We start from the raw sequence: 20,099 nt of genomic DNA on the forward strand, positions 1-20,099 counted from the left end.
TTCCGGGGTGAGTTGCCTTGTGGCTGGGCTGGATGCGAGCTAGTCGGTGGCGATGCGGTGGGGCACGAAGGCGGAGCCGTCGTCGGTGATCAAGCCCGCGGTTTCGCGGATACCGAGACCCGCCGCGGTGTCGCCGACGATCCAAGCGCCCAGGACCGGGCGCATGTCATCGAATTCCGGCAGCGGGTCGAGCAATTGGTAGACGTAGCCTTCTTCGCCGTAGACGCCGCCCGTAGCGGTCTCCAGGCCCGCGCCGACGATCGTCATGTTGGCGCCTTCGCGCCCGAGTTTCGGCTTGCGGATGTACTCGGTCAGCTCGTTGGGCTGATCGAGATAGGCGGGCAACAGGTTCGGGTGGCCCGGGTACATCTCCCACAGCACCGCGAGGATCGCTTTATTGCTGAGCAGCGTCTTCCACAACGGCTCGATCCACATGGTCTGCGGCAGACTGTCGACGACCCGTTTGCCGAAGTCGTCGTCGAGCGCCCACTCCCACGGGTACAGCTTGAAGATCGACTCGATCGGGGCCTCGGCCAGATCGACGAAACGCTCCAGTTCCGAATCGAATCCGACCTCCTCGATCGGGAGTGCGATGGTGTCGAACCCGGCCTCGGCGGCGGTCTCCTGCATATACGCGGTGGTGACATTGTCCTCTCCGGTCGCGTCCGCTCCGGACCAGGTGAAGTGCAGTTGCGGTGTCGGAAGGACGTCACGCAGCATGCTCCAGCGCTCGACGAGCTTCTCGTGCAGCGAGTTCCACTGGTCGCCGCCGGGATAGCGGTCGGTGAGCCAGTGCCACTGTACGATCGCCGCCTCCAGCAGAGACGTCGGCGTATCCGCGTTGTACTCCAGCAGTTTCGCCGGCCGGCGCGCGTCGTAGCGCAGGTCGAAGCGCCCGTACACGTGCGGGTCCGACCGTTTCCAGGATTCGGCGATCGGGCCCCAACTCCACGCGGGCAGACCGAAATCGGCGAACCGCTCGGTGAGCACGATATGTTCCACCGCGTTCAGACACATCGAGTGCAGCAGTTCGACATCGGCCTCCAAGGCCAAGATCTCCGCCATCTCGAACTCGTAGTGCACCGACTCGTCCCAGTAGGGTCTCGGTTGACCGCTCGCATCCCGCCCGGGCGAACCGTAGACCAGGCCTTGGCTTTCGATGGTCTGCTGCCAACCCGGCCGTGGCGTATCGCGCACGCGTCTCATCACGACCCTCCGCCGCTTTTGCTACCGAGCCCGCCGCGCTGCACCGTGGTCCCACTCTTGGTCTTGATCTCGGCGGTGCGCGGTTTGACCGTGGTGCCGCCGGTCGGTGGTTTGCCGATGGTGCCGGTGCCGCCGTAGTAGTAGCGATACTGCGGACCGCCGCCGAGGATGATCACGCCGGGCCCGGTGCCGCCGCCGCCACCGCTGTCGCTGATGAAGCCGGCGCGGCCGTCGCCGCAGTAGTTGTCGTCGACCACGACCTCTTGGCCGTTCTCGAGCTTCACGCAGGAGGCCGTCACCTGATCCGGCGCGGTCAACGCACGGTAGGCCAGATAGCCACCGCCGACCAATCCTGCGACGCCGACGACGGCGACGCCGCCGATCATGACCCGCTTGCGTTTGCGCTTCTTGGCCTCCGCCGCCGCGGTCGCGGCCCGCTGGGTCTCCTCGGCGCGCTTGCGCGCCTTGTCCCTCGCCCTCGCTTCGGCCACCGTCGGCGGGCGCGGCTGGGTTACCCCTGCTTCCTGCCGTCGCACGCTGCCGCGGCGGGGCGATACCGGGGTGCCGGGTGTCGGCCGATCCGGTGCGTCGGACGACGCGGGCGACCCGGCCCCGGCAGACGACCGATCGTCGGGCGATGCCGCGGAATTCGCCCCGGCGGTCGGCGACCGGTCTTCCGCGGGTATGGGTTGTTGCTCTGTGCCCGACGTTCGCTCGATTTCGGGCTTGTCCGGCGGTGTGCCGTCATCTGGCCGCTGGGTGCTCACCGTAGCGCCCCCTCCGTCGCCCGAACCGTCACTTACCGCTCCTCGAAACCGGTCACATCACCCCGCGCGGGCTCCCAGCTTTCCACAACCAAGGCCACCCGGCCAGGTGTGGTTCCCGAGCGCAAGAGTTCGAGCAACCGCTCGCAGGCGTGTCGCGGTCCTTCGGCGACTACGTGCACGCGGCCGTCCTTGGCGTTGGTGGCGTGTCCGGCCAGCCCGAGTTCCAATGCGCGTGCCCGGGTCCACCAGCGGAAACCCACTCCCTGAACCCCGCCGTGCACCCAGGCGCTCAGTCGAACGGCTTCGTCCATCAGGCTTCGATGTCGAAGGACAGGGTCACTTTCGAACCCGCCCGTAGAGTCCGCCCGACAGTGCACACCTTGTCGATCGCCCGCTGGACGGTCACCATCAACCGCTCACGCGCCTCGTCGTCGAGGTCGCTGAGGTCGAGCTCGAACACTTCATCCAGCTGCGGGTAGACCTCGTTTTCGCGGTCGGCGTCGCCGGATACCCGGATCGTCGCGTCGAAATCGTCGCCGAGCTTGCGCGCGAGCGGGAAGTCCGCGCTCAGGCCGGAACAGGAGGCCAAGGCGATCTTCAGCAACTCGCCCGGCGTGAAAACACCCGCAACGCCCTGCGACCCGATCCTGACCTCCGCGCCGCGGGAGCTGCGGCCGGTGTAGGCCCTGGTCCCGGTGCGCTCGACCCACAGTGTGGTCGGGCCTGGGTCGACCGGCGCCGCGGCGGCGGTGACGGGTGTAACGGTCTGTTCAGCCATGGTTCGATCCTGCCATTCTCATCGACATCGCTCGCGCGCGTGGCAACGCCGGCGACGCGAGTGCCATTCCTGGCGGTCATCGGGCAGTGGCGGGAATTACTACTCTTGGAACCGATAGCCCATCCCGGCTTCGGTGAGCAGGTGCCGCGGGTGTGACGGGTCGACTTCCAGTTTGCGCCGCAGTTGCGCCAGGTAGACCCGCAGATAATGCGTCTCGGTCGCATAGGACGGACCCCACACCTCGCGCAGCAACTCACGTCGTCCGACCAGTTTGCCGCGGTTGCGCACCAACATTTCGAGCATGCCCCATTCGGTGGGCGTCAGATGCACGGTCACACCGTTCTTGGTGACCCGTTTAGCGGACAGGTCGACGGTGAACGATTCCGTCACCACGACCGGGTCCGACGCATCGGTGTCGGTGGCGCCGCGCCGGACGGCGGCGCGCAGCCGGGCCAGCAACTCGTCCATCCCGAACGGTTTGGTGACGTAGTCGTCGGCGCCCGCGTCCAGCGCCTCGACTTTGTCGGCCGAGTCGGTCCGGGCGGACAGCACGATCACCGGCGCCGAGGTCCACCCGCGCAGACCGGCGAGTACCTCGATGCCGTCCATGTCGGGCAGGCCGAGGTCCAGGATCACCACGTCGGGATGCTTGTCCGCCGCGGCACGTAGCGCGGCGGCACCGGTCGCCGCGGTGATCACCTCGTAACCGCGCACCGACAGATTGATCCGCAGCGCGCGCACGATCTGCGGCTCGTCGTCGACGACCAGCACCTTGGTCGCCGTGGCGTCCTGCGTCTTGTCCGTCATTCCGGCTTCCTGTGTCGTGTGGGGCGCCCGCACCCGATCGGTTCCGAGGGCCGATTCCTCGCCAGTGTCACTCAGGTTCGTTGTCGTCATCGACTCGTGTGCTCACTTTCCTCGAACGGAAACTACTCGGCACCCGCGTTGTGCGTATCAGGCTCGTTGGTCACCGTGCGTCTGCGGTCCGCGGCTGTCGCTTCGGCGGTGTCGCCGACGCACCGCGTTGCGTGCTCGTCGTCAGCGGGACAGACGGATTCGTTGTCGACCGTCCATGGCGGGCCGTTGTCCGTCGAGCGGGCTGTCGGGGGGTCGTCGACCGGAGTGGCCTCTTGTCCGCCGTCGGACTCGCGTGCCCCGGACCCGCTGTCGAGCGCCCCCGATGCCGGCGCAGCGGTTTCGGGGGAGCCGCTCGCAGCAGGTGATTCCACAGGTGATTCGCGGGGTTCCACGACGGTGGGACGCTCGGGTTGGTCGGCGGGCAGGTCCACCAAGATGGTCAATCCGCCGCCCGGAGTCGGTTCGGCGTGCACGGAGCCGCTCATCGCCTCGACGAATCCCCGGACCACCGAGAGCCCGAGTCCCACACCGGTGGTGTTGTCCCGGTCGCCGAGCCGCTGGAAGGGCTCGAACAGTTGGTCTTCGGCGCCGCGCGGCACTCCGGGACCGCTGTCGACCACCGCGATCGACACCCGGTCACCATCGTGCTCCGCGGTCACCCGCACCGGGGTGTCTCGGCCGGAGTGGCGCAGCGCATTGTCGATCAGATTGGCGAGCACCCGTTCGAGCAGACCGCTGTCGGCGCGTACCGAAACCTCACCGACCTCGACCTTGACCCGATCCATCGCCGCGCGCCGCAGGCCACGCGCGCCCATTCCGACGCTCACCAGCGCGCGATGCACCACCTCGTCCATGTACACCCGTCGAAGTTGTGGCGTGACCACGCCGACGGCCAACCGCGACGAATCGAGCAGATTGCCGACCAACGCGGTGAGCTGATCCACCGACTCCTCGATGGCCTCCAGCAGTTCGCCGGTGTCTTCCGGCGAGAAATCCACGTCGTCGCTGCGCAGACTGGACACCGCGGCCTTCGCTCCGGCAAGCGGCGTGCGCAGATCGTGGCTGACTGCTGACAGCAGCGCTCGCCGAAGTCGGTCCGCCTCGAGCAGGGCCGCCGCGGCCCCGGCTTCCTCGGCCAGCCTGGCCTGCCGGACCAGGCCGACGGCCTGATTGGCGACCGCGTTGAGCACATGCCGATCGCCTGGGGCCAGCGGCCGACCCGCGAGCAGCAACCAGTGCAACGCATCGCCCGCCTCGATCGAGGTCTGCGCCGCGGAGACCCGTTGCGGCGGGTTCGATCCCACTGCCGCGACCAAGGTTTCGTTGGCCACCAGGCTGACTGCCCGCTGACCATAGGTTTCTCTGACTCGTTCGAGCAGGCTGGATAGGTCGGCACCGTGCAGCACGGCACCCGCGAACATGGTCAGCAGTTCGGCCTGCTGCGAGGCCTTGCGCGCCTGCCTCGTCCGCATCGACGCCACATCGACCAGCGCCGCGACCGCCACCGCAATGATCAAGAGAACCACCACGGTCACGAAACTGTCCGGCTCGGCGATGGTCAGGCTGTAGCGAGGTGGAACGAAGAACCAGTTCAGCAACAGTCCAGACAACAGTGCTGAGAACATCGCGGGAATCACACCCCCGAGCAGCGCGACCGCGACGACGCCGATGAAAAATATCGCGCTCAGACCGCCGAGCTCGAGAACTCCATCGAGGAATCCCGCGCCGATCGCACACACTCCGATCGGGACAAGCACCGCGGCCAGCCAGGCGACCACCGGTTGCCGCGGCGTGAAGGAGCGCCACCGCAGGCCGCGGTGGGCTTCCTCGTGGGTCACCATGTGCACGTCGACCTTCCCCGACTGCTGCACCACGGTCGAGCCGATGCCCTCGTCGAAGATCCGCGCCCAGCGCGAGCGCCGGGAAGTGCCGATGACCAATTGGGTGGCGTTCACCTCGTGCGCGAACTCCAGCAGCGCGGTCGGTACGTCGTCACCGGTGACGGTGTGCAGCGAGGCGTCGAGGCTGGCGGCGAGATCACGCAGCCTGGCCAGGCGCGCGGTGGATACCCCCGCCAGTCCGTCGCCGCGCACCACGTGCACGACTACCAGGTCGGCACTGGATTTGGTGGCGATCCGGCTGGCTCGACGCACAATGGTCTCCGATTCCGGACCGCCCGTCACCGCGACCACCACGCGTTCGCGCGCTTCCCACAACTCGGTGATCTTGTGATCGGCGCGGTATTTGGCCAGCGCGGCGTCCACCTGATCGGCCAGCCAGAGCAGGGCGAGTTCGCGCAGCGCGGTGAGATTGCCCGGCCGGAAGTAGTTGCGCAATGCCGCATCCACTTTCTCGGCGGCATAGACATTGCCGTGGGACATCCTGCGCCGCAACGCTTCCGGCGTGATGTCGACCAATTCGACCTGTTCGGCACTGCGGACCACCGCGTCCGGCACGGTCTCCTTCTGCTGAATGCCCGTGATCTGCTCGACGACGTCGTTGAGACTCTCCAGATGCTGGACGTTGACCGTCGAGATCACGTCGATGCCCGCGGCGAGCAGAACCTCGACGTCCTGCCACCGCTTCTCGTGCGTGCCGCCCGGCGCGTTGGTATGGGCCAACTCATCGACCAGCACTACCCCGGGCCGCCTGCGCAGCACGGCTTCCACGTCCAGTTCGGGGAAGGTGGTGCCGCGGTAGTCCACCAGCTTGGGCGGGATCCGCTCAATGCCTTCCAGTAACTCGGCAGTCTTGGCCCGGCCGTGTGTTTCCACCACCGCAGCTACGACATCGCGCCCACGCTCGAGCCGTCGGTGTGCCTCGCCGAGCATGGCGTAGGTCTTGCCGACTCCCGGTGCCGCGCCGAGGTAGATGCGCAGTTGCCCGCGTTTCACTCGTCTATCATCGCGCGTCGCGGCCTATCGGCGGACACCTGAACTGGGTCTGTCGCGACCTCGGCATCCCATGAGCTACCGGTGCGACCATCGCCCAGGCACCCCAGTGCGCGGATCAGCGCCGCGCAGCAGACGAAGCCGCCGATCAGGGCCATCGCGACAGCCGACATGGATCGATCCTCTCCACAACCGATGAGATGCCCGGTCCGCTGGAGTTTTCCGCGTGACCGGGCTCTGTCGTTTCTACCTCGACATGCCTCGCTGATCTCGATCTTTACGGTGTGTTGACGGGATGGCGGTCCACCTTGACGGCATTCTTTCACCGGTATCAGGCAGGGGTGTTAATGAAGTGTCAATGCTCGTCGCCGACCCGCTAAGGACTCATAAGGACGCTCGGCATCGGGCCGGATGCCCGATCGACTCACCTGGCGCGCTCCACGGAATGGGCGCGAAACGGAGGTTGCGTACGTCGTACGTTATGTCTGTCGTCGTGTTCACGGTGCTCACCCCGGCGGTGTTCGCCGATGAGCTGGACCGATGCCGCCCGGGAAGTCGGCGACGTGGAGGTGTCGTCCGCTCTACACCTCCACGTCCAACCTGCAACAAACGTTACCGAACAAGCAGACACAGCATGGGAAAATTTCGTGGCCGACACGTCGCCTGAATTGCTGAGTGGTGAATCGTGAATTGCACATCCGTCGGTGGTTGTCCAGGGCTCCGGCGTTGCCGATCGGTGGTGTTGTGAGCTGCAGAAACTAGCCTAATGACCTGTAGAGACGTTCACCCGGGTGGGAGTTTCTTATTCTCCAACCTGGGAGCATCCTGAATTCCCCATGTCATGAAGTCGGTATCCGGAAGCCAACCTTTCCCGACGATATTCCTTTCTGTCTGGATTTCTTTTAGGCGCGCGATCGCGCCATCGATGGCCTTATCGCCGAGATCGAGTTCCCGTAACGCCTGACGGAGAACCCCTGGATCGACCGCGTCGACACTTTCCAATACTCTTCGGTCCAGCGGCTGCCCTCTAAATTTATCCACGAAATGAGAACTAATGAATGGCGGCCCTTGGTTTTCTGGAAAAGAATACCCATGATCGATCGCTACGAGATCGCCGTTCGGCGTCACCCGAAAATTGCGAAGCGGACGGTCGAGATTGCCGATGATATAATCGAGCACTGCCATCTGTTGCGATTGCAGGCTATCATAGGTACGAATGCTGGTAGCAGGCTCCGAATGTACGAAATTCTGGTTCGATCCCAGCCCCTTGGGCCCTTTGATAATGGCGGTCGGCGGCACCAACGTGAAGCCGAGCAGTTCGTTAACCCGGTATGCCGCGACTTCCCGCTTGGCAAGTTCACCACTGATCTGCGGAATCAAATTTTTCATAGAAAAGTGAACATTTTCTCCAATAGCGGGCTTGTAGATGCTCATGCCGGTACTGGATACTACTTTGTAGGTCCCGTTTCTTCCTTCCCCGACAATCGGGATCAGCCTACGGAACTGAATATTTCCAATAGCACGTTCGGCGTCGCTGGGCAGGAATTCGACCCGCCGCATTGTGGCATCGGCGTTTAAATACTCACCCAACCCACTTTTGATGACATTGGAATCATTGCGCCAACTCGTTGCGCATATGTCGACAAGTCGTGCGAAAGATTTTTCTATACGGTCGCGCGCGACGATCAGGATTCTCATAATTGTTCCGACCTGGATCAGCCCGATGCCAGCCGGATATCGAGGATACTCAAAGGTGGTGAAATCGCATGGGGCGGACCGAAAACGGCACCCGGCCTGCCGCACCCGACGTCCGAAGCCACGAGTTCCATCCGCACAACCTCGATTCACACAACCGACGAGGCGACCAACGACTGGATCGAACTTCGCCGAATCCACTGGAGAAGAGTAAGCATACTCATCCACCAGAAATTCAATCTGTCGATGCTCCCCTGTCCTGGCTCGCCGCAACGAAAAACCCTTGCCGCAAAGGGGGGGGGGCTTGCCGACAGCGAGGACGACATTATCGCGCTCACGCTACCGGAGATCCGCCGCCTGTTGGTCGCGTTCGTCCCGACCTGCCATCACCTGCCCGACCACAACTGGGCCTGGTCACGCTGGCGACGACGACAACACCAAGCCCGGCTATCGCACTACCGCCGCCACGGCCACCCACTCAGCGAACGAGATCGAGTTTCAAACTTGACGGCGACCCACCCGACCCAATCCCCAGCCAGTCCAGGTTTTCCGCCCTCGCGGGCGATGCGTTGACCGTTTTCGACGGCCATCGTGCGTTGGGACTGGGGCGGACGGAGATGCGATAGTCGCGCGTCACCAACCTTGTCCAATGCCAGTCAACGCGGCAAGTTCTGTGCTTGGTGCCATTCGTTCAACCCGAGCAGCCACTCGATAAAGCAGATCAGATACTCCTCCCGGAGCAAGCGGTCGGGCCAGCCAGATCATCCACAACCCGTTGCCTGGACGCTGCGGCCCGCCGCTCGAGGTAGCGAAGCACAACAGCGTCTGCAACTGCTGATGCAGATGCGCCTCGGGCTCTTCGACCAGAAGCAAGGTCAGATCCGATTCGCGGGCGGTCTCGAACTCAGCCAACACCGTGGCGATGTAGAGGGCGTTCGCATAACCCAGCCCCGAGATATCGATGGAGGCGGTCAGCGGCAACTCTGCATCGCCGAGCAGCATCCGCAACGCGCGGGAGATCGCGGCCAGACTTGGATCCGTCATCGTTAGGCCTGTTGCCTGCCGGTGCGCACCGGACGTAATAGCCCCGAGGGGCGCAGGTTGACCGCAGTGTCGACATCTCGCACCGCGTCGTCTTGCGCGAGTGCAGTGAGATGTTTGCCAGCCCGCTCTACGAACGCGTCGACCTGCTCCCGCTCACCACGCAGAGCCTCGAGCATCACCCGAACGCGGACACCACCGGCGACACCGAGGTCGCGAACCGCATCGCGGAGGGCCGGCAAATGGACATGGCGGATCGCCGTGCGCAAAATCGGCTCACCGGCCGATTCTCGGCCTTCACCTATCTGCCAGACCGTCGCACCACGACGCCGCCCCATCGGCGGGCATGTGTAGGTCAAGGACCAGCGGGCTGACCGCTTGCCCTCGGCCGTCGCTCCGGCCAGAAATACATCGTGATAAGTGCCTCTGCCTGATCTGGGTCTATATCGGTGAGAACAGCGTACAACTGCACCTGTTCGTCCGGCCCGCACCCGTCGTTCACGTCACTTTCGGCCAACGCTGGTCCGCGCCGACCATCCAGAGCATCGGTAAGCTGCCGCAAAGCTTCGATCACCGTCGTTTTCCCGGCGTTGTTCTCGCCGGCGAGGAGCGTCACCTCTGGGCGCAGCCGCACCCGGACTTTGCGGCACGACCGGAAGTTCATCGCCCCGATCTCGGAAACAAACATGTGCACCCCCACTACCCCTTGTGGCCCCGAGGAGCCACGATCGCTCGGCCAGTATTACTGCGCACTCCTATCTTTCGCACGTTCCTGGCAGGAGAGTTACCGGACCTCGGAAACACGTGACGCTGGTTGCTCAAAGAGGAATGTGACCGATCGCCTCGTTACCGCGGTGGGGCTGGCCGGTGAGATCTGCTGTGGCCCAGAATATTCGGTGCTGGCCACAGGACGCCCTTCCCCTGGTGACAGACATGACGTCATGACCGACTAGACGACAGGCCTACCTGACCACAGCAACTAGGACGGTTCGATCTGTACGCCTGCCAGTATCTTCGACTGGTCCGAATCGCGGGTTTTCAGCCGCGAATTCGCGACCGAATCAACGATGATTTGGACCGATTGCGATCTCTTGCTAAATCATCGCTGTCTCAATGCTGAAAAGTTGCGTCTGCATCAAACGCTGGTGCCACCCGGCTGGCTTGCGCTGCGACCCCCTGGGTGTGATTCCATCGCCGTGGCAATTGCTCTTCGAGGTAGGCCGACGCCAACGCGCGCGCCTGTGCTTCCATCTGCATCTCCACACCGACGACGGTACCGCGGATTGCTGACGAAGCGGTCGGAGTTTCGTTGCGGACTGATGCTGACCAGGCGAAACCTGGTCGCGGCGGATGATGTCCGCTCAAAGGTTATTCTGCATCAAAACTTGCCCGCGTTTCACTCGTCTATCATCGCGCGTCGCGGCCTATCGGCGGACACCTGAACTGGGTCTGTCGCGACCTCGGCATCCCATGAGCTACCGGTGCGACCATCGCCCAGGCACCCCAGTGCGCGGATCAGCGCCGCGCAGCAGACGAAGCCGCCGATCAGGGCCATCGCGACAGCCGACATGGATCGATCCTCTCCACAACCGATGAGATGCCCGGTCCGCTGGAGTTTTCCGCGTGACCGGGCTCTGTCGTTTCTACCTCGACATGCCTCGCTGATCTCGATCTTTACGGTGTGTTGACGGGATGGCGGTCCACCTTGACGGCATTCTTTCACCGGTATCAGGCAGGGGTGTTAATGAAGTGTCAATGCTCGTCGCCGACCCGCTAAGGACTCATAAGGACGCTCGGCATCGGGCCGGATGCCCGATTGACTCACCTGGCGCGCTCCACGGAATGGGCGCGAAACGGAGGTTGCGTACGTTATGTCTGTCGTCGTGTTCACGGTGCTCACCGTGGCGGTGTTCGCCCTGCTGGGCCTGATCCAGCGGGGGGTGGAAAAGCTGTGATCGCCAACCTGATCGGTCTGATTCTGGCCATCCTCGTCGCGATCTACCTGGTCGTGGCCCTGCTCTTCCCCGAGAGGTTCTAGGTGAACACGACCACAGCGGGGATAGTCTTCGTCGCATCCCTGATCATCGCGCTCGCGCTGGTGCATGTGCCGCTCGGCGATTACATGTACCGGGTCTACAGCAGCGCGAAACATTCGCGCGCGGAGCGCGTCATCTACCGGGCCCTCGGGGTTCAACCCGGCGTGGAGCAGACCTGGGGTGTGTATGCCCGTAGTGTGCTCGCGTTCTCCGCGGTCAGCATCCTGTTCCTGTTCTTCTTCCAGCTGATCCAGGGCAAACTGCCGCTGCACCTGAACGATCCGGGCACCGAGATGACACCGGCGCTGGCGTGGAACACCGCGGTCAGTTTCGTGACGAACACGAACTGGCAGAACTACTCCGGCGAATCCACCCAGGGCCATCTGGTGCAGATGGCGGGGCTCGCGGTGCAGAACTTCGTGTCGGCCGCCGTCGGCATGGCAGTGGCCGTCGCGCTGGTCCGCGGCTTCGCCCGCAGGCACACCGGCGATCTCGGCAACTTCTGGGTGGATCTGGTGCGCGGGACCATCCGTATCTTGCTGCCGCTCGCCTTCGTGTCCGCGATCGTGCTGGTCGCCGGTGGCGTTATCCAGAACTTCCACCTGCACGACCAAGTCGCGCAGACGCTGAACGGCAGCGCGCAGACGATCACCGGCGGCCCGGTGGCCAGCCAGGAGGTCATCAAGGAACTGGGCACCAATGGTGGCGGCTTCTACAACGCGAACTCCGCGCATCCGTTCGAGAATCCGACGACCTGGACGAACTGGCTGGAGATCTTCCTGCTGATGGTGGTCAGCTTCTCGCTGCCGCGAACCTTCGGCCGGATGGTCGGCAGCCGAAAGCAGGGTTACGCGATCGTGGCGGTGATGGGCACGATCGCATTGATCAGTGTGACCTTGACCAACCTGTTCCAGTTGCAGGCTCATGGCACGGTGCCTACGGCGATCGGCGCGTCGATGGAAGGCGTCGAACAGCGGTTCGGCGTGGCGGATTCGGCGACCTTCGCGAGCGCGACCACGCTGACCTCCACCGGCGCCGTCGACTCGTTCCACGACTCCTACACCAGCCTCGGCGGCATGATGACCATGTTCAACATGCAACTGGGGGAGGTTGCCCCGGGCGGTACGGGTTCGGGCCTCTACGGCATGCTCATTCTGGCGGTGATCACCGTCTTCGTCGCGGGCCTCATGGTCGGCCGGACCCCCGAGTATCTCGGCAAGAAGATCACGCCGAAAGAGATCAAGCTGGCCGCGTCGTACTTCTTGATCAGCCCGCTGCTCGTGCTGATCGGTACGGCGATCGCCATGGCGATGCCGGGTCAGCGAGCGGGGATGCTCAATTCCGGGCCACACGGCCTGTCCGAAGTGCTGTACGCCTTCACCTCCGCCGCGAACAACAACGGATCGGCGTTCGCGGGGTTGACCGGCAACACCGAGTGGTACAACACCGCGCTCGGTCTGGCCATGGTCCTCGGCCGATTCCTCCCGATCATCTTCGTGCTGGCGCTGGCCGGTTCGCTGGCCCAGCAGGGCACCACTCCCGAGTCGATCGGCACGCTGCCGACGCACCGGCCGCAGTTCGTCGGCATGGTGGTCGGTGTGACGGTGATCCTGGTCGCGCTCACCTTCCTGCCCGCACTCGCACTCGGGCCGCTCGCTGAAGGAATCCACTGATGACCACTCCCGCAATCGAATCGACCGCATCGGCGGGCTCCGGCCCGAAGTCCGAGCATCGCGGCAAGGGTGTGCCGAAAGGTGTACTGGACCCGAAGATGCTGCTGACTTCGCTGCCGGATGCGCTGCGCAAGCTCGATCCGCGCACGCTGTGGCGCAATCCGGTGATGCTCATCGTGGAACTCGGCGCGGTCTGGTCGACCATCCTCGCGCTGGTCGATCCCAGTTTCTTCGCCTGGGCGATCGTGGTGTGGCTGTGGCTCACCGTCGTCTTCGCCAATCTTGCCGAGGCGGTGGCGGAGGGCCGCGGAAAGGCTCAGGCGGACACGCTCCGCAAGGCGAAGACCGACACGGTCGCCCGCAGACTGGTCGACTGGTCGCCCGGTGGGCGGATCACCGAGGAGAAGGTCGGCGCGCCCGAGTTGCAACGCGGTGATTACGTCATCGTCGAAGCGGGCCAGGTCATTCCGGGCGACGGCGATGTCGTGGAAGGTATCGCCTCGGTGGACGAGTCGGCCATCACCGGTGAATCCGCTCCGGTGATCAGGGAATCCGGTGGCGACCGTTCCGCGGTGACCGGCGGAACCACGGTGCTGTCGGATCGGATCGTCGTCCAGATCACCCAGGAACCGGGCGCCAGCTTCATCGACAAGATGATCGCTCTGGTCGAGGGCGCGAGTAGGCAGAAGACGCCGAACGAAATCGCGCTGAACATCCTGCTCGCCGCGCTCACCATCATCTTCGTTTTCGCGGTCGTCACGCTGCAGCCCATGGCGATCTTCGCGAAAGCGAACAACCCCGGCGTGCCGGACACGTCGGCACTGGACGTGCACGGCGTCACCGGCATCGTCATGGTCTCGCTGCTGGTCTGTCTGATCCCGACCACTATCGGCGCGTTGCTGTCGGCGATCGGCATCGCGGGCATGGACCGGCTGGTACAGCGCAATGTGCTGGCGATGTCCGGCCGCGCGGTCGAGGCCGCGGGTGATGTGAACACGCTGCTGCTGGACAAGACCGGCACCATCACCCTGGGCAACCGGCAGGCCTCGGGATTCGTTCCGATGCCCGGTATTCCGGACGACGAGCTGGCTGATGCCGCGCAGTTGTCCAGCCTGGCCGATGAAACCCCTGAGGGCCGATCGATCGTGGTCTACGCCAAGCAGGCGTTCAACAAGCGGGAGCGCACACCCGGCGAGTTGACCGGCGCGCACTGGGTGGAATTCAGCGCGCAGACTCGGATGTCGGGTGTCGACCTCGCTGATGGGCACCAGTTGCGCAAGGGCGCGGCCAGTGCCGTCACCGAGTGGGTGCGGGCGCAAGGTGGCGTCGTGCCCGATGCCGTCGGTGTCACCGTCGACGGCATCTCCGCGTCCGGTGGTACGCCACTGGTGGTCGGTGAGGTGATGGACGGCACCGCGCGACTGCTCGGCGTCATCCATCTCAAGGACGTCGTCAAGCAAGGCATGCGAGAGCGCTTCGACGAGATGCGCCGAATGGGTATCCGCACCGTGATGATCACTGGCGACAACCCGTTGACCGCGAAAGCGATCGCCGACGAGGCAGGCGTGGACGACTTCCTCGCCGAAGCCACTCCGGAGGACAAACTGGCGCTGATCAAGAAGGAGCAGGACGGTGGGCGGCTGGTCGCGATGACCGGTGACGGCACCAACGACGCGCCTGCGCTCGCGCAAGCGGATGTCGGCGTGGCGATGAACACCGGCACCTCGGCGGCCAAAGAAGCGGGCAATATGGTCGATCTCGACTCGGACCCGACCAAGTTGATCGAGATCGTCGAGATCGGCAAGCAACTGCTCATCACTCGTGGTGCGCTGACCACGTTTTCGATCGCCAACGACATCGCCAAATATTTCGCCATCATTCCGGCGTTGTTCGTGGCGCTGTTTCCCGGACTGGACGCGGTCAACATCATGCGGCTGTCCAGTCCGCAGTCGGCGATCCTGTCGGCGGTCATCTTCAACGCGATCGTGATCGTCGCGTTGATTCCGCTGGCGCTGCGCGGCGTGCATTATCGGCCGACCAACGCGTCGAATCTGTTGAGTCGCAACCTGACGATCTACGGCCTGGGCGGCATCATCGCGCCGTTCCTCGGTATCAAGATCATCGACCTCGTCGTCCAACTCCTCCCCGGGATGTCCTGAAATGCCAATTCTTGCCATGCGGAAGTCAACCTGGATCCGACAGCATCTCGCCGCGTTGCGCGCGTTGCTCGTTCTCACGGTGATCACCGGAATCGTCTACCCGGTGGCGGTATTCGCGGTCGCACAACTGCCCGGCCTACACGACAAGGCGAACGGGTCACTGCTCGAGTTCGATGGAAAGGTGGTGGGCAGCAGTCTGATCGGACAGTCGTTCACCGATTCCGACGGCAACGCGCTCGCGCAGTACTTCCAGAGCCGGCCGTCCGCGGCGGGCGACGGCTACGACCCGCTGTCCACCGCGGCCAGCAACCTCGGGCCGGAGGACGTCGTGGATTCCGCGCCGGACGCGCCGAGCCTACTCACCACCGTCTGCCAGCGCAGCAAGGAGATCGCCGACCGTGAGGGGGTCGACGGCACTCGCCCGTTCTGTACGGCCGATGGTGCGGGTGCGGTGCTCTCGGTGATCGGTCCGCGCGACGCCTATGGCCAGGTGTCGCATCCGGTGCGGGTCGTCAGCGTCAACGAGGCGTGCCCGGCGTTGCCGTTCCTGGCCACCTACCGTGGGGTCCGGGTCGACTGTGCCGAGCCGGGGCAGGATTACTCGGTCGGTCGCATCGTGCCGATCCCCGGCGACGCCCCGGCTGACCCCGCGGTGCCTGCCGACGCCGTCACCGCCAGCGGCAGTGGGCTGGACCCGAATATCTCCACGACATACGCGGCCATCCAGGTGGCCCGAATCGCCAAGGCGCGCGACATCTCCGAGGAGCAGGTTCGTGCGGTGATCGACGCGCACACCAGTGGCCGAACCCTCGGGTTCCTCGGCGAGCCGCGGGTCGATGTGCTCCAGCTCAATCTGGATCTGGACCGCCGCTACCCGTATCGCGGCTGACCTACGCGTTCGACAACCGCGGGCGGCGACATCGGGTCGCCGTCCGCGGTTGTCAGTGCCCGCGGGCGATCCAGTCGGCCAACGACGGTTTTTCGGCGCCGATGGTGGTGGAGTCACCATGACCGGTGTGCACGGTGGTCTCCTCCGGGAGAGTGAGCAGCCGGTTGCGGATCGAGTCGACGATGGTGTCGAAGTCGGAGAAGGAACGACCGGTCGCGCCGGGCCCGCCGGAGAACAGGGTGTCACCGGTGAACAGGGCCTTGGCCTCGGGAAGATGTAATGAGACCGATCCGGGCGAATGGCCGGGAGTGTGCAGGACCTGGAGGTCGGTGCGTGCCACGGGAATGCGCTCGGTGTCGGCGAGTGACCGGTAGGCGAGGTCCGGATGGGTCATCCGCCACAGCGGTTCGTCACCTGGATGCAGCAGGATCGGGGCGTCCAGGCGGTCGGCGAGTTCGGGGGCGACGGTGACGTGATCGTTGTGCCCGTGGGTGCAGATGATCGCGCGCACGGTGCGGCCGGCGACGGCCGCGACGATCGGATCGGCGTGATGGGCGGCATCGATCACGACGACCTCGTCGTCGTCGCCGATCACCCAGACGTTGTTGTCCACGTCCCAGGTACCCCCGTCGAGCGAGAAGGTGCCTGAGGTGACCACCCGGTCGATACGAACGGTCACCAGACCACCACCGAGCGTAGGACGTCGGCGGTGTGCATCTTGTCGAAGGCCTGCTCCACCTGGTCGAGCGCGATGCGTTCGGTGACGAAGCGCTCCAGCGGCAGCCGTCCCCGGCGATGCAGGTCGACCAGCGTCGGGAAGTCGCGTTCCGGCAGACAGTCGCCGTACCAGGAGGACTTCAGCGCGCCGCCGCGGGAGAACAGGTCGATCAGCGGCATCTCGATCGTCATGTCCGGGGTGGGGACACCGACGAGGACGACTGTTCCCGCCAGGTCGCGACCGTAGAACGCCTGCTTCCAGGTCTCCGGTCGGCCGACCGCATCGATGACGACATCGGCGCCCCAGCCGTCGGTGTACTCCTGGATCTTCGCCACCACGTCCTCAGTGCTCGCATCGATGGCATGGGTGGCGCCGAAGTCATTGGCCCAGCGCAACTTCTGCGCATTGGTGTCGACCGCGATGATGGTCGTCGCCCCGGCCAGTCGCGCGCCCGCGATCGCCGCGTCGCCGACACCGCCGCAGCCGATCACCGCAACCGAGTCGCCGCGGGAGACATTGCCGGTGTTCATCGCCGCGCCCATACCCGCCATGACGCCGCAGCCGAGCAGGCCGGCGACCGCGGGATCGGACTCCGGATCGACCTTGGTGCACTGACCTTCGTGCACGAGGGTCTTGTCGATGAACGCGCCGATGCCGAGCGCGGGGGTCAGCTCGGCGCCGTCGGCGAGTGTCATCTTCTTGCTCGCGTTGTGGGTGGCGAAGCAATACCAGGGGCGGCCGCGCTTACACGCCCGGCATTCGCCGCACACCGCCCGCCAGTTGAGGATCACGTAGTCGCCGGTCTCGACATGGCTTACCGCCGAACCGACGGTCTCCACCACTCCCGCGGCCTCGTGGCCGAGCAAGAACGGGAATTCATCGTTGATCGCGCCCTGCCGGTAGTGCAGGTCGGTGTGGCAGACCCCGCATGCCTGCACCCGTACCACCACATCGTGCGGTCCTGGATCGGGAACTATCACGTCGACGAGCTCGACCGGCGCGCCCTTGGAGCGGGCCACGACCCCGCGCACGGTTTCGGACACTGTGCCTCCTACCGGAATTGGCCAATTGCGTGTACCCGACCGCCGGCCGGGCCCGCGATCTGTGCACCGTCCATACTGCGGCGCTCTGACACTACCTTCGGGCGATCGGACAGCGCAGCGAATCGCCGCATGGTTGACATTCCACATTAGAGGTTTATGCTCTACGTATTCCACTATGGAATATGAAACTGTCGATAGGAACAGGCATGGACATCTCGACCGGTACCCGCGCCTCGAATGCCGAACGCGACAAGGTGGTGCGGCTGCTCGGCCAGCACATGGCGGACGGGCGGATCGATCTCGCCGAATACGACACGCGCGTCGCCCAGGTATACGTGACTGCCGCGCGGGAGGACCTGCAGGTGGTGCTGTCCGATCTGCCCGCGCTCCGCGCGGAGGCCACCGAACCGGCGCACACGCGGCCTCGTCTGCCGATCTGGCAGCGGATCGAGGGCACCGCCTGGCTTGGTGTGAGTGTGCTCGTGCTCGCCATCTGGGCGGCGATCTCGTTCGGGGTCGGCGAATTCACCTATTTCTGGCCGGTGTGGGTAATCGGCCCGTGGGGCGCGGTTCTCGCGTTCCGGATGGTGGCCGGCTTCGAAGGCGGCTATCGCACGAGCTGAGTCGATCTCGACGCTGCCACTCGGGCAGCGGGTGTCGGCGCCGAGTCGTGTCGGGGCTACCACCTACCCCGCGTGGTCGGCCTATCCGGCGGGGGGGGATGGTGGGTCGCGCCGGTGGCGACGTCCGGACGGGGATTGGCTGTTGGCCTGCTCGGCAGCGTGGTCGGACGGCGCGAGCCGAGGTCGGCGCCGGTACTCCTGCGAGGCTGTCCGGTCTCGTCCGAGAGGCCCGGAGTCTTCCGGCGGGTACGGGTCTCGATCAGGCCGTGCCGCGTCGGAATCGGTACGGCGCCGCGCGGTTCGGGGCGCCGGGTCATATCTCATGGGTGCTGGGCCGGACTGATCGGATCGCCGGTTCGGCCGAGCGGTCGGCCACTCGTCGTCTCGGGCTCGCCGGTCGGCATCCTCGGGGGTTTCGCGGTAAGGAGCGTCGTCGTGCTGCGGGTGGGCAGGCCTGTGTTGTGTGGAACGCGCGCCCTGGTTGTCCCGGGATGTCGCAGCGGCCGAAGGTCTTTCGCGGCGGGGTAAGAAACGCGGCTCGGCGGAATCGAACGCCTCGTGGTGATCGTGCGGAGTGGGCGAGGACGCGCCGCGAGCCCCGGCGCTCGACGACGCCGATCCCTGCTTGGAGCCGGTCCGCGCCGGTGTGAGTTCGGGCGGCCCGGGCCGGAGCGCGGGGAGTTCGCGAGTCGCCTGGGCGGCGCTGACGCCTTTCTCCCGATAGGTCGCCACAATGTCATGAGCGCGCAACCAGGCGCCCGGATCGTGGCGAGCAACCGGATCCAGCTGCGGCACGGTGTGTTCGAGCAGGTCGAGCAGGTCGAGCAGATCGCCCGGCGCGGCGCCGAGCGCGGCGCGGATGGCCGGGAAGGTGTCCGGGCGGAAGGTCCACTTCCACTCCCACTGCGGGTGGACATCGCTGCCCGCGCGTCCGTGGAAGACGAGGTCGCCGGAGCGGATGATCTTGGCGCGGATGGTCGATCCGCCGGATTCGATGATGAGCTCGCCGGTTTCGGTGCGCTCGATGTCGATTCCGTCGTGCTCGAGCAGGTCGGCGTCCTCGTCCGGCTCGCCGCGGCGCAGCCGAGTGGCGAGGGCATTCCACGCGGCGCGCGCCGACCACTCCGGCTCGTCGGCATTCCGACCGGTTTTGCCGATCCGCAGGGTCCGCGAAATCCAGGCGATGAGTTCGGTACGTGCCGAGATGCCGACGGGTGGCGATTCCTCGTCCGCGTCGCGCGGTCGCGTCGCGCGGCCGGTTCGCACGGTGTGGTCCTGTTCGTCGATGTCGTCCCAGCGCGGCGGCCCCGACCTGCGCGGAGAATTCCCACGAATGGGAGCCTCCTCGGGCTCGGCGGTGTCGTCCCAGCCGGCGCCCCGCCCGGCCGCGTCGCCATCGGCCAGCCGTGCGTTCAGTGCGACCTCGAACCACCCGACGATCAGTCCGGCTACCCCGAGGCCGCCTCCGATCGCCGCCTCCACCCACACATCGCCGAGCAGCGCACTTGTGCTCCGCTCACAGGCGTGCAGGAACACCAGGCAACCGAGCACCAGCGCCGTGATGCGCACAAGGCGGAACGTCGTGCAGGTCCCTGGTGAGGGGGCAGACATACTGTTGCGCTCCCGACATTCGCTGGCGAATCAGAGGGATCGTATGCGGCTGGACGCCCGGGCGTCACCGCAAGTTCGAGACTCGCCGGGAGGGTCGGATCCGCATCCGTC

20 protein-coding genes are annotated in these 20,099 nt (G+C 65.3%); 5 read left to right on the forward strand and 15 right to left on the reverse strand.

Annotated elements, in window-relative coordinates; all coding sequences use genetic code 11:
• Window positions 1-39: 39 nt before the first annotated feature.
• From AB0C34_RS03145 to AB0C34_RS03200, 12 genes are all read right to left on the reverse strand, one after another.
• Entirely contained in the window at window positions 40-1,206 is a 1,167-nt protein-coding gene (locus tag AB0C34_RS03145) for a glutathionylspermidine synthase family protein (RefSeq protein ID WP_357066914.1), read from the reverse strand.
• Window positions 1,206-1,973 (reverse strand): hypothetical protein, encoded by a 768-nt coding sequence (locus AB0C34_RS03150; RefSeq protein ID WP_357066916.1) that lies wholly within the window; start codon window positions 1,971-1,973, stop codon window positions 1,206-1,208. Before AB0C34_RS03150 ends, AB0C34_RS03145 begins: the two co-directional genes overlap by 1 nt.
• Window positions 1,974-2,005: 32 nt before the next feature.
• Entirely contained in the window at window positions 2,006-2,284 is a 279-nt protein-coding gene (locus tag AB0C34_RS03155; protein ID WP_357066918.1) for an acylphosphatase, read from the reverse strand.
• The gene (locus AB0C34_RS03160; protein ID WP_357066920.1) at window positions 2,284-2,751 is read right to left on the reverse strand and encodes an OsmC family protein; all 468 of its coding nucleotides are present in this window, start codon (window positions 2,749-2,751) and stop codon (window positions 2,284-2,286) included. Before AB0C34_RS03160 ends, AB0C34_RS03155 begins: the two co-directional genes overlap by 1 nt.
• A 99-nt stretch (window positions 2,752-2,850) precedes the next feature.
• Window positions 2,851-3,558, reverse strand: coding sequence for a response regulator (locus AB0C34_RS03165; protein WP_357066922.1), 708 nt, complete (start codon window positions 3,556-3,558; stop codon window positions 2,851-2,853).
• A gap of 122 nt (window positions 3,559-3,680) precedes the next feature.
• On the reverse strand, window positions 3,681-6,503 hold the full coding sequence (locus AB0C34_RS03170) for a sensor histidine kinase KdpD (RefSeq protein WP_357066924.1): 2,823 nt from the start codon (window positions 6,501-6,503) through the stop codon (window positions 3,681-3,683).
• Window positions 6,500-6,673 (reverse strand): hypothetical protein, encoded by a 174-nt coding sequence (locus AB0C34_RS03175; protein WP_357066926.1) that lies wholly within the window; start codon window positions 6,671-6,673, stop codon window positions 6,500-6,502. Before AB0C34_RS03175 ends, AB0C34_RS03170 begins: the two co-directional genes overlap by 4 nt.
• A gap of 610 nt (window positions 6,674-7,283) precedes the next feature.
• Window positions 7,284-8,396, reverse strand: a complete 1,113-nt coding sequence (locus AB0C34_RS03180) for a hypothetical protein (protein ID WP_357066928.1) — start codon at window positions 8,394-8,396, stop codon at window positions 7,284-7,286.
• A 432-nt stretch (window positions 8,397-8,828) separates the two neighbouring features.
• Entirely contained in the window at window positions 8,829-9,239 is a 411-nt protein-coding gene (locus tag AB0C34_RS03185; protein WP_357066930.1) for an AAA family ATPase, read from the reverse strand.
• 2 nt (window positions 9,240-9,241) lie between these two features.
• The gene (locus tag AB0C34_RS03190; RefSeq protein ID WP_357066932.1) at window positions 9,242-9,478 is read right to left on the reverse strand and encodes a hypothetical protein; all 237 of its coding nucleotides are present in this window, start codon (window positions 9,476-9,478) and stop codon (window positions 9,242-9,244) included.
• Window positions 9,479-9,591: 113 nt separating this feature from the next.
• Window positions 9,592-9,924, reverse strand: coding sequence for an AAA family ATPase (locus tag AB0C34_RS03195; protein ID WP_357066934.1), 333 nt, complete (start codon window positions 9,922-9,924; stop codon window positions 9,592-9,594).
• A 708-nt stretch (window positions 9,925-10,632) separates the two neighbouring features.
• The gene (locus tag AB0C34_RS03200; protein WP_357066926.1) at window positions 10,633-10,806 is read right to left on the reverse strand and encodes a hypothetical protein; all 174 of its coding nucleotides are present in this window, start codon (window positions 10,804-10,806) and stop codon (window positions 10,633-10,635) included.
• Window positions 10,807-11,187: 381 nt separating this feature from the next.
• On the opposite strand from AB0C34_RS03200, the gene kdpF reads away from it, so the two are divergent.
• The 4 genes from kdpF to AB0C34_RS03220 are packed head-to-tail and all read left to right on the forward strand — an operon-like array spanning window position 11,188 to window position 15,993.
• Window positions 11,188-11,274, forward strand: coding sequence for a K(+)-transporting ATPase subunit F (gene kdpF, locus AB0C34_RS03205; protein ID WP_357068432.1), 87 nt, complete (start codon window positions 11,188-11,190; stop codon window positions 11,272-11,274).
• On the forward strand, window positions 11,275-12,945 hold the full coding sequence (gene kdpA / locus AB0C34_RS03210; protein ID WP_357066936.1) for a potassium-transporting ATPase subunit KdpA: 1,671 nt from the start codon (window positions 11,275-11,277) through the stop codon (window positions 12,943-12,945).
• Window positions 12,945-15,104 carry a potassium-transporting ATPase subunit KdpB gene (kdpB, locus tag AB0C34_RS03215; RefSeq protein ID WP_357066938.1) on the forward strand — a complete coding sequence of 720 codons (2,160 nt, stop codon included), beginning with the start codon at window positions 12,945-12,947 and terminating at the stop codon, window positions 15,102-15,104. Before kdpA ends, kdpB begins: the two co-directional genes overlap by 1 nt.
• A gap of 16 nt (window positions 15,105-15,120) precedes the next feature.
• Complete coding sequence (locus AB0C34_RS03220) at window positions 15,121-15,993, forward strand: potassium-transporting ATPase subunit C (RefSeq protein WP_357066940.1); 873 nt, start codon at window positions 15,121-15,123, stop codon at window positions 15,991-15,993.
• A 52-nt stretch (window positions 15,994-16,045) separates the two neighbouring features.
• On the opposite strand, the gene AB0C34_RS03225 is transcribed toward AB0C34_RS03220, so the two are convergent.
• Together AB0C34_RS03225 and AB0C34_RS03230 are read right to left on the reverse strand one after the other, a co-directional pair.
• Window positions 16,046-16,672 (reverse strand): MBL fold metallo-hydrolase, encoded by a 627-nt coding sequence (locus AB0C34_RS03225; protein WP_357066942.1) that lies wholly within the window; start codon window positions 16,670-16,672, stop codon window positions 16,046-16,048.
• On the reverse strand, window positions 16,669-17,754 hold the full coding sequence (locus AB0C34_RS03230; protein WP_357066944.1) for an S-(hydroxymethyl)mycothiol dehydrogenase: 1,086 nt from the start codon (window positions 17,752-17,754) through the stop codon (window positions 16,669-16,671). Before AB0C34_RS03230 ends, AB0C34_RS03225 begins: the two co-directional genes overlap by 4 nt.
• 206 nt (window positions 17,755-17,960) lie before the next feature.
• On the opposite strand from AB0C34_RS03230, the gene AB0C34_RS03235 reads away from it, so the two are divergent.
• Window positions 17,961-18,377: a DUF1707 domain-containing protein gene (locus AB0C34_RS03235; RefSeq protein WP_357066946.1), complete on the forward strand. Its 417-nt coding sequence runs from the start codon at window positions 17,961-17,963 to the stop codon at window positions 18,375-18,377.
• Window positions 18,378-18,458: 81 nt separating this feature from the next.
• On the opposite strand, the gene AB0C34_RS03240 is transcribed toward AB0C34_RS03235, so the two are convergent.
• Entirely contained in the window at window positions 18,459-19,988 is a 1,530-nt protein-coding gene (locus tag AB0C34_RS03240) for a hypothetical protein (RefSeq protein WP_357066948.1), read from the reverse strand.
• Window positions 19,989-20,099 lie beyond the last annotated feature (111 nt).

The sequence above is a fragment of the Nocardia sp. NPDC049220 genome (assembly GCF_040647855.1).
Taxonomy (GTDB): Bacteria; Actinomycetota; Actinomycetes; order Mycobacteriales; family Mycobacteriaceae; genus Nocardia.

Coding starts and splice junctions, on each gene's coding strand:
- AB0C34_RS03145 (WP_357066914.1), bottom strand. CDS start 1,206: ATGAGACGCGTGCGCGATACGCCACGGCCGGGTTGGCAGCAGACCATC.
- AB0C34_RS03155 (WP_357066918.1), bottom strand. CDS start 2,284: ATGGACGAAGCCGTTCGACTGAGCGCCTGGGTGCACGGCGGGGTTCAG.
- AB0C34_RS03160 (WP_357066920.1), bottom strand. CDS start 2,751: ATGGCTGAACAGACCGTTACACCCGTCACCGCCGCCGCGGCGCCGGTC.
- AB0C34_RS03165 (WP_357066922.1), bottom strand. CDS start 3,558: ATGACGGACAAGACGCAGGACGCCACGGCGACCAAGGTGCTGGTCGTC.
- AB0C34_RS03175 (WP_357066926.1), bottom strand. CDS start 6,673: ATGTCGGCTGTCGCGATGGCCCTGATCGGCGGCTTCGTCTGCTGCGCG.
- AB0C34_RS03185 (WP_357066930.1), bottom strand. CDS start 9,239: ATGACGGATCCAAGTCTGGCCGCGATCTCCCGCGCGTTGCGGATGCTG.
- AB0C34_RS03195 (WP_357066934.1), bottom strand. CDS start 9,924: ATGTTTGTTTCCGAGATCGGGGCGATGAACTTCCGGTCGTGCCGCAAA.
- AB0C34_RS03200 (WP_357066926.1), bottom strand. CDS start 10,806: ATGTCGGCTGTCGCGATGGCCCTGATCGGCGGCTTCGTCTGCTGCGCG.
- kdpB (WP_357066938.1), top strand. CDS start 12,945: ATGACCACTCCCGCAATCGAATCGACCGCATCGGCGGGCTCCGGCCCG.
- AB0C34_RS03220 (WP_357066940.1), top strand. CDS start 15,121: ATGCGGAAGTCAACCTGGATCCGACAGCATCTCGCCGCGTTGCGCGCG.
- AB0C34_RS03235 (WP_357066946.1), top strand. CDS start 17,961: ATGGACATCTCGACCGGTACCCGCGCCTCGAATGCCGAACGCGACAAG.
- AB0C34_RS03240 (WP_357066948.1), bottom strand. CDS start 19,988: ATGTCTGCCCCCTCACCAGGGACCTGCACGACGTTCCGCCTTGTGCGC.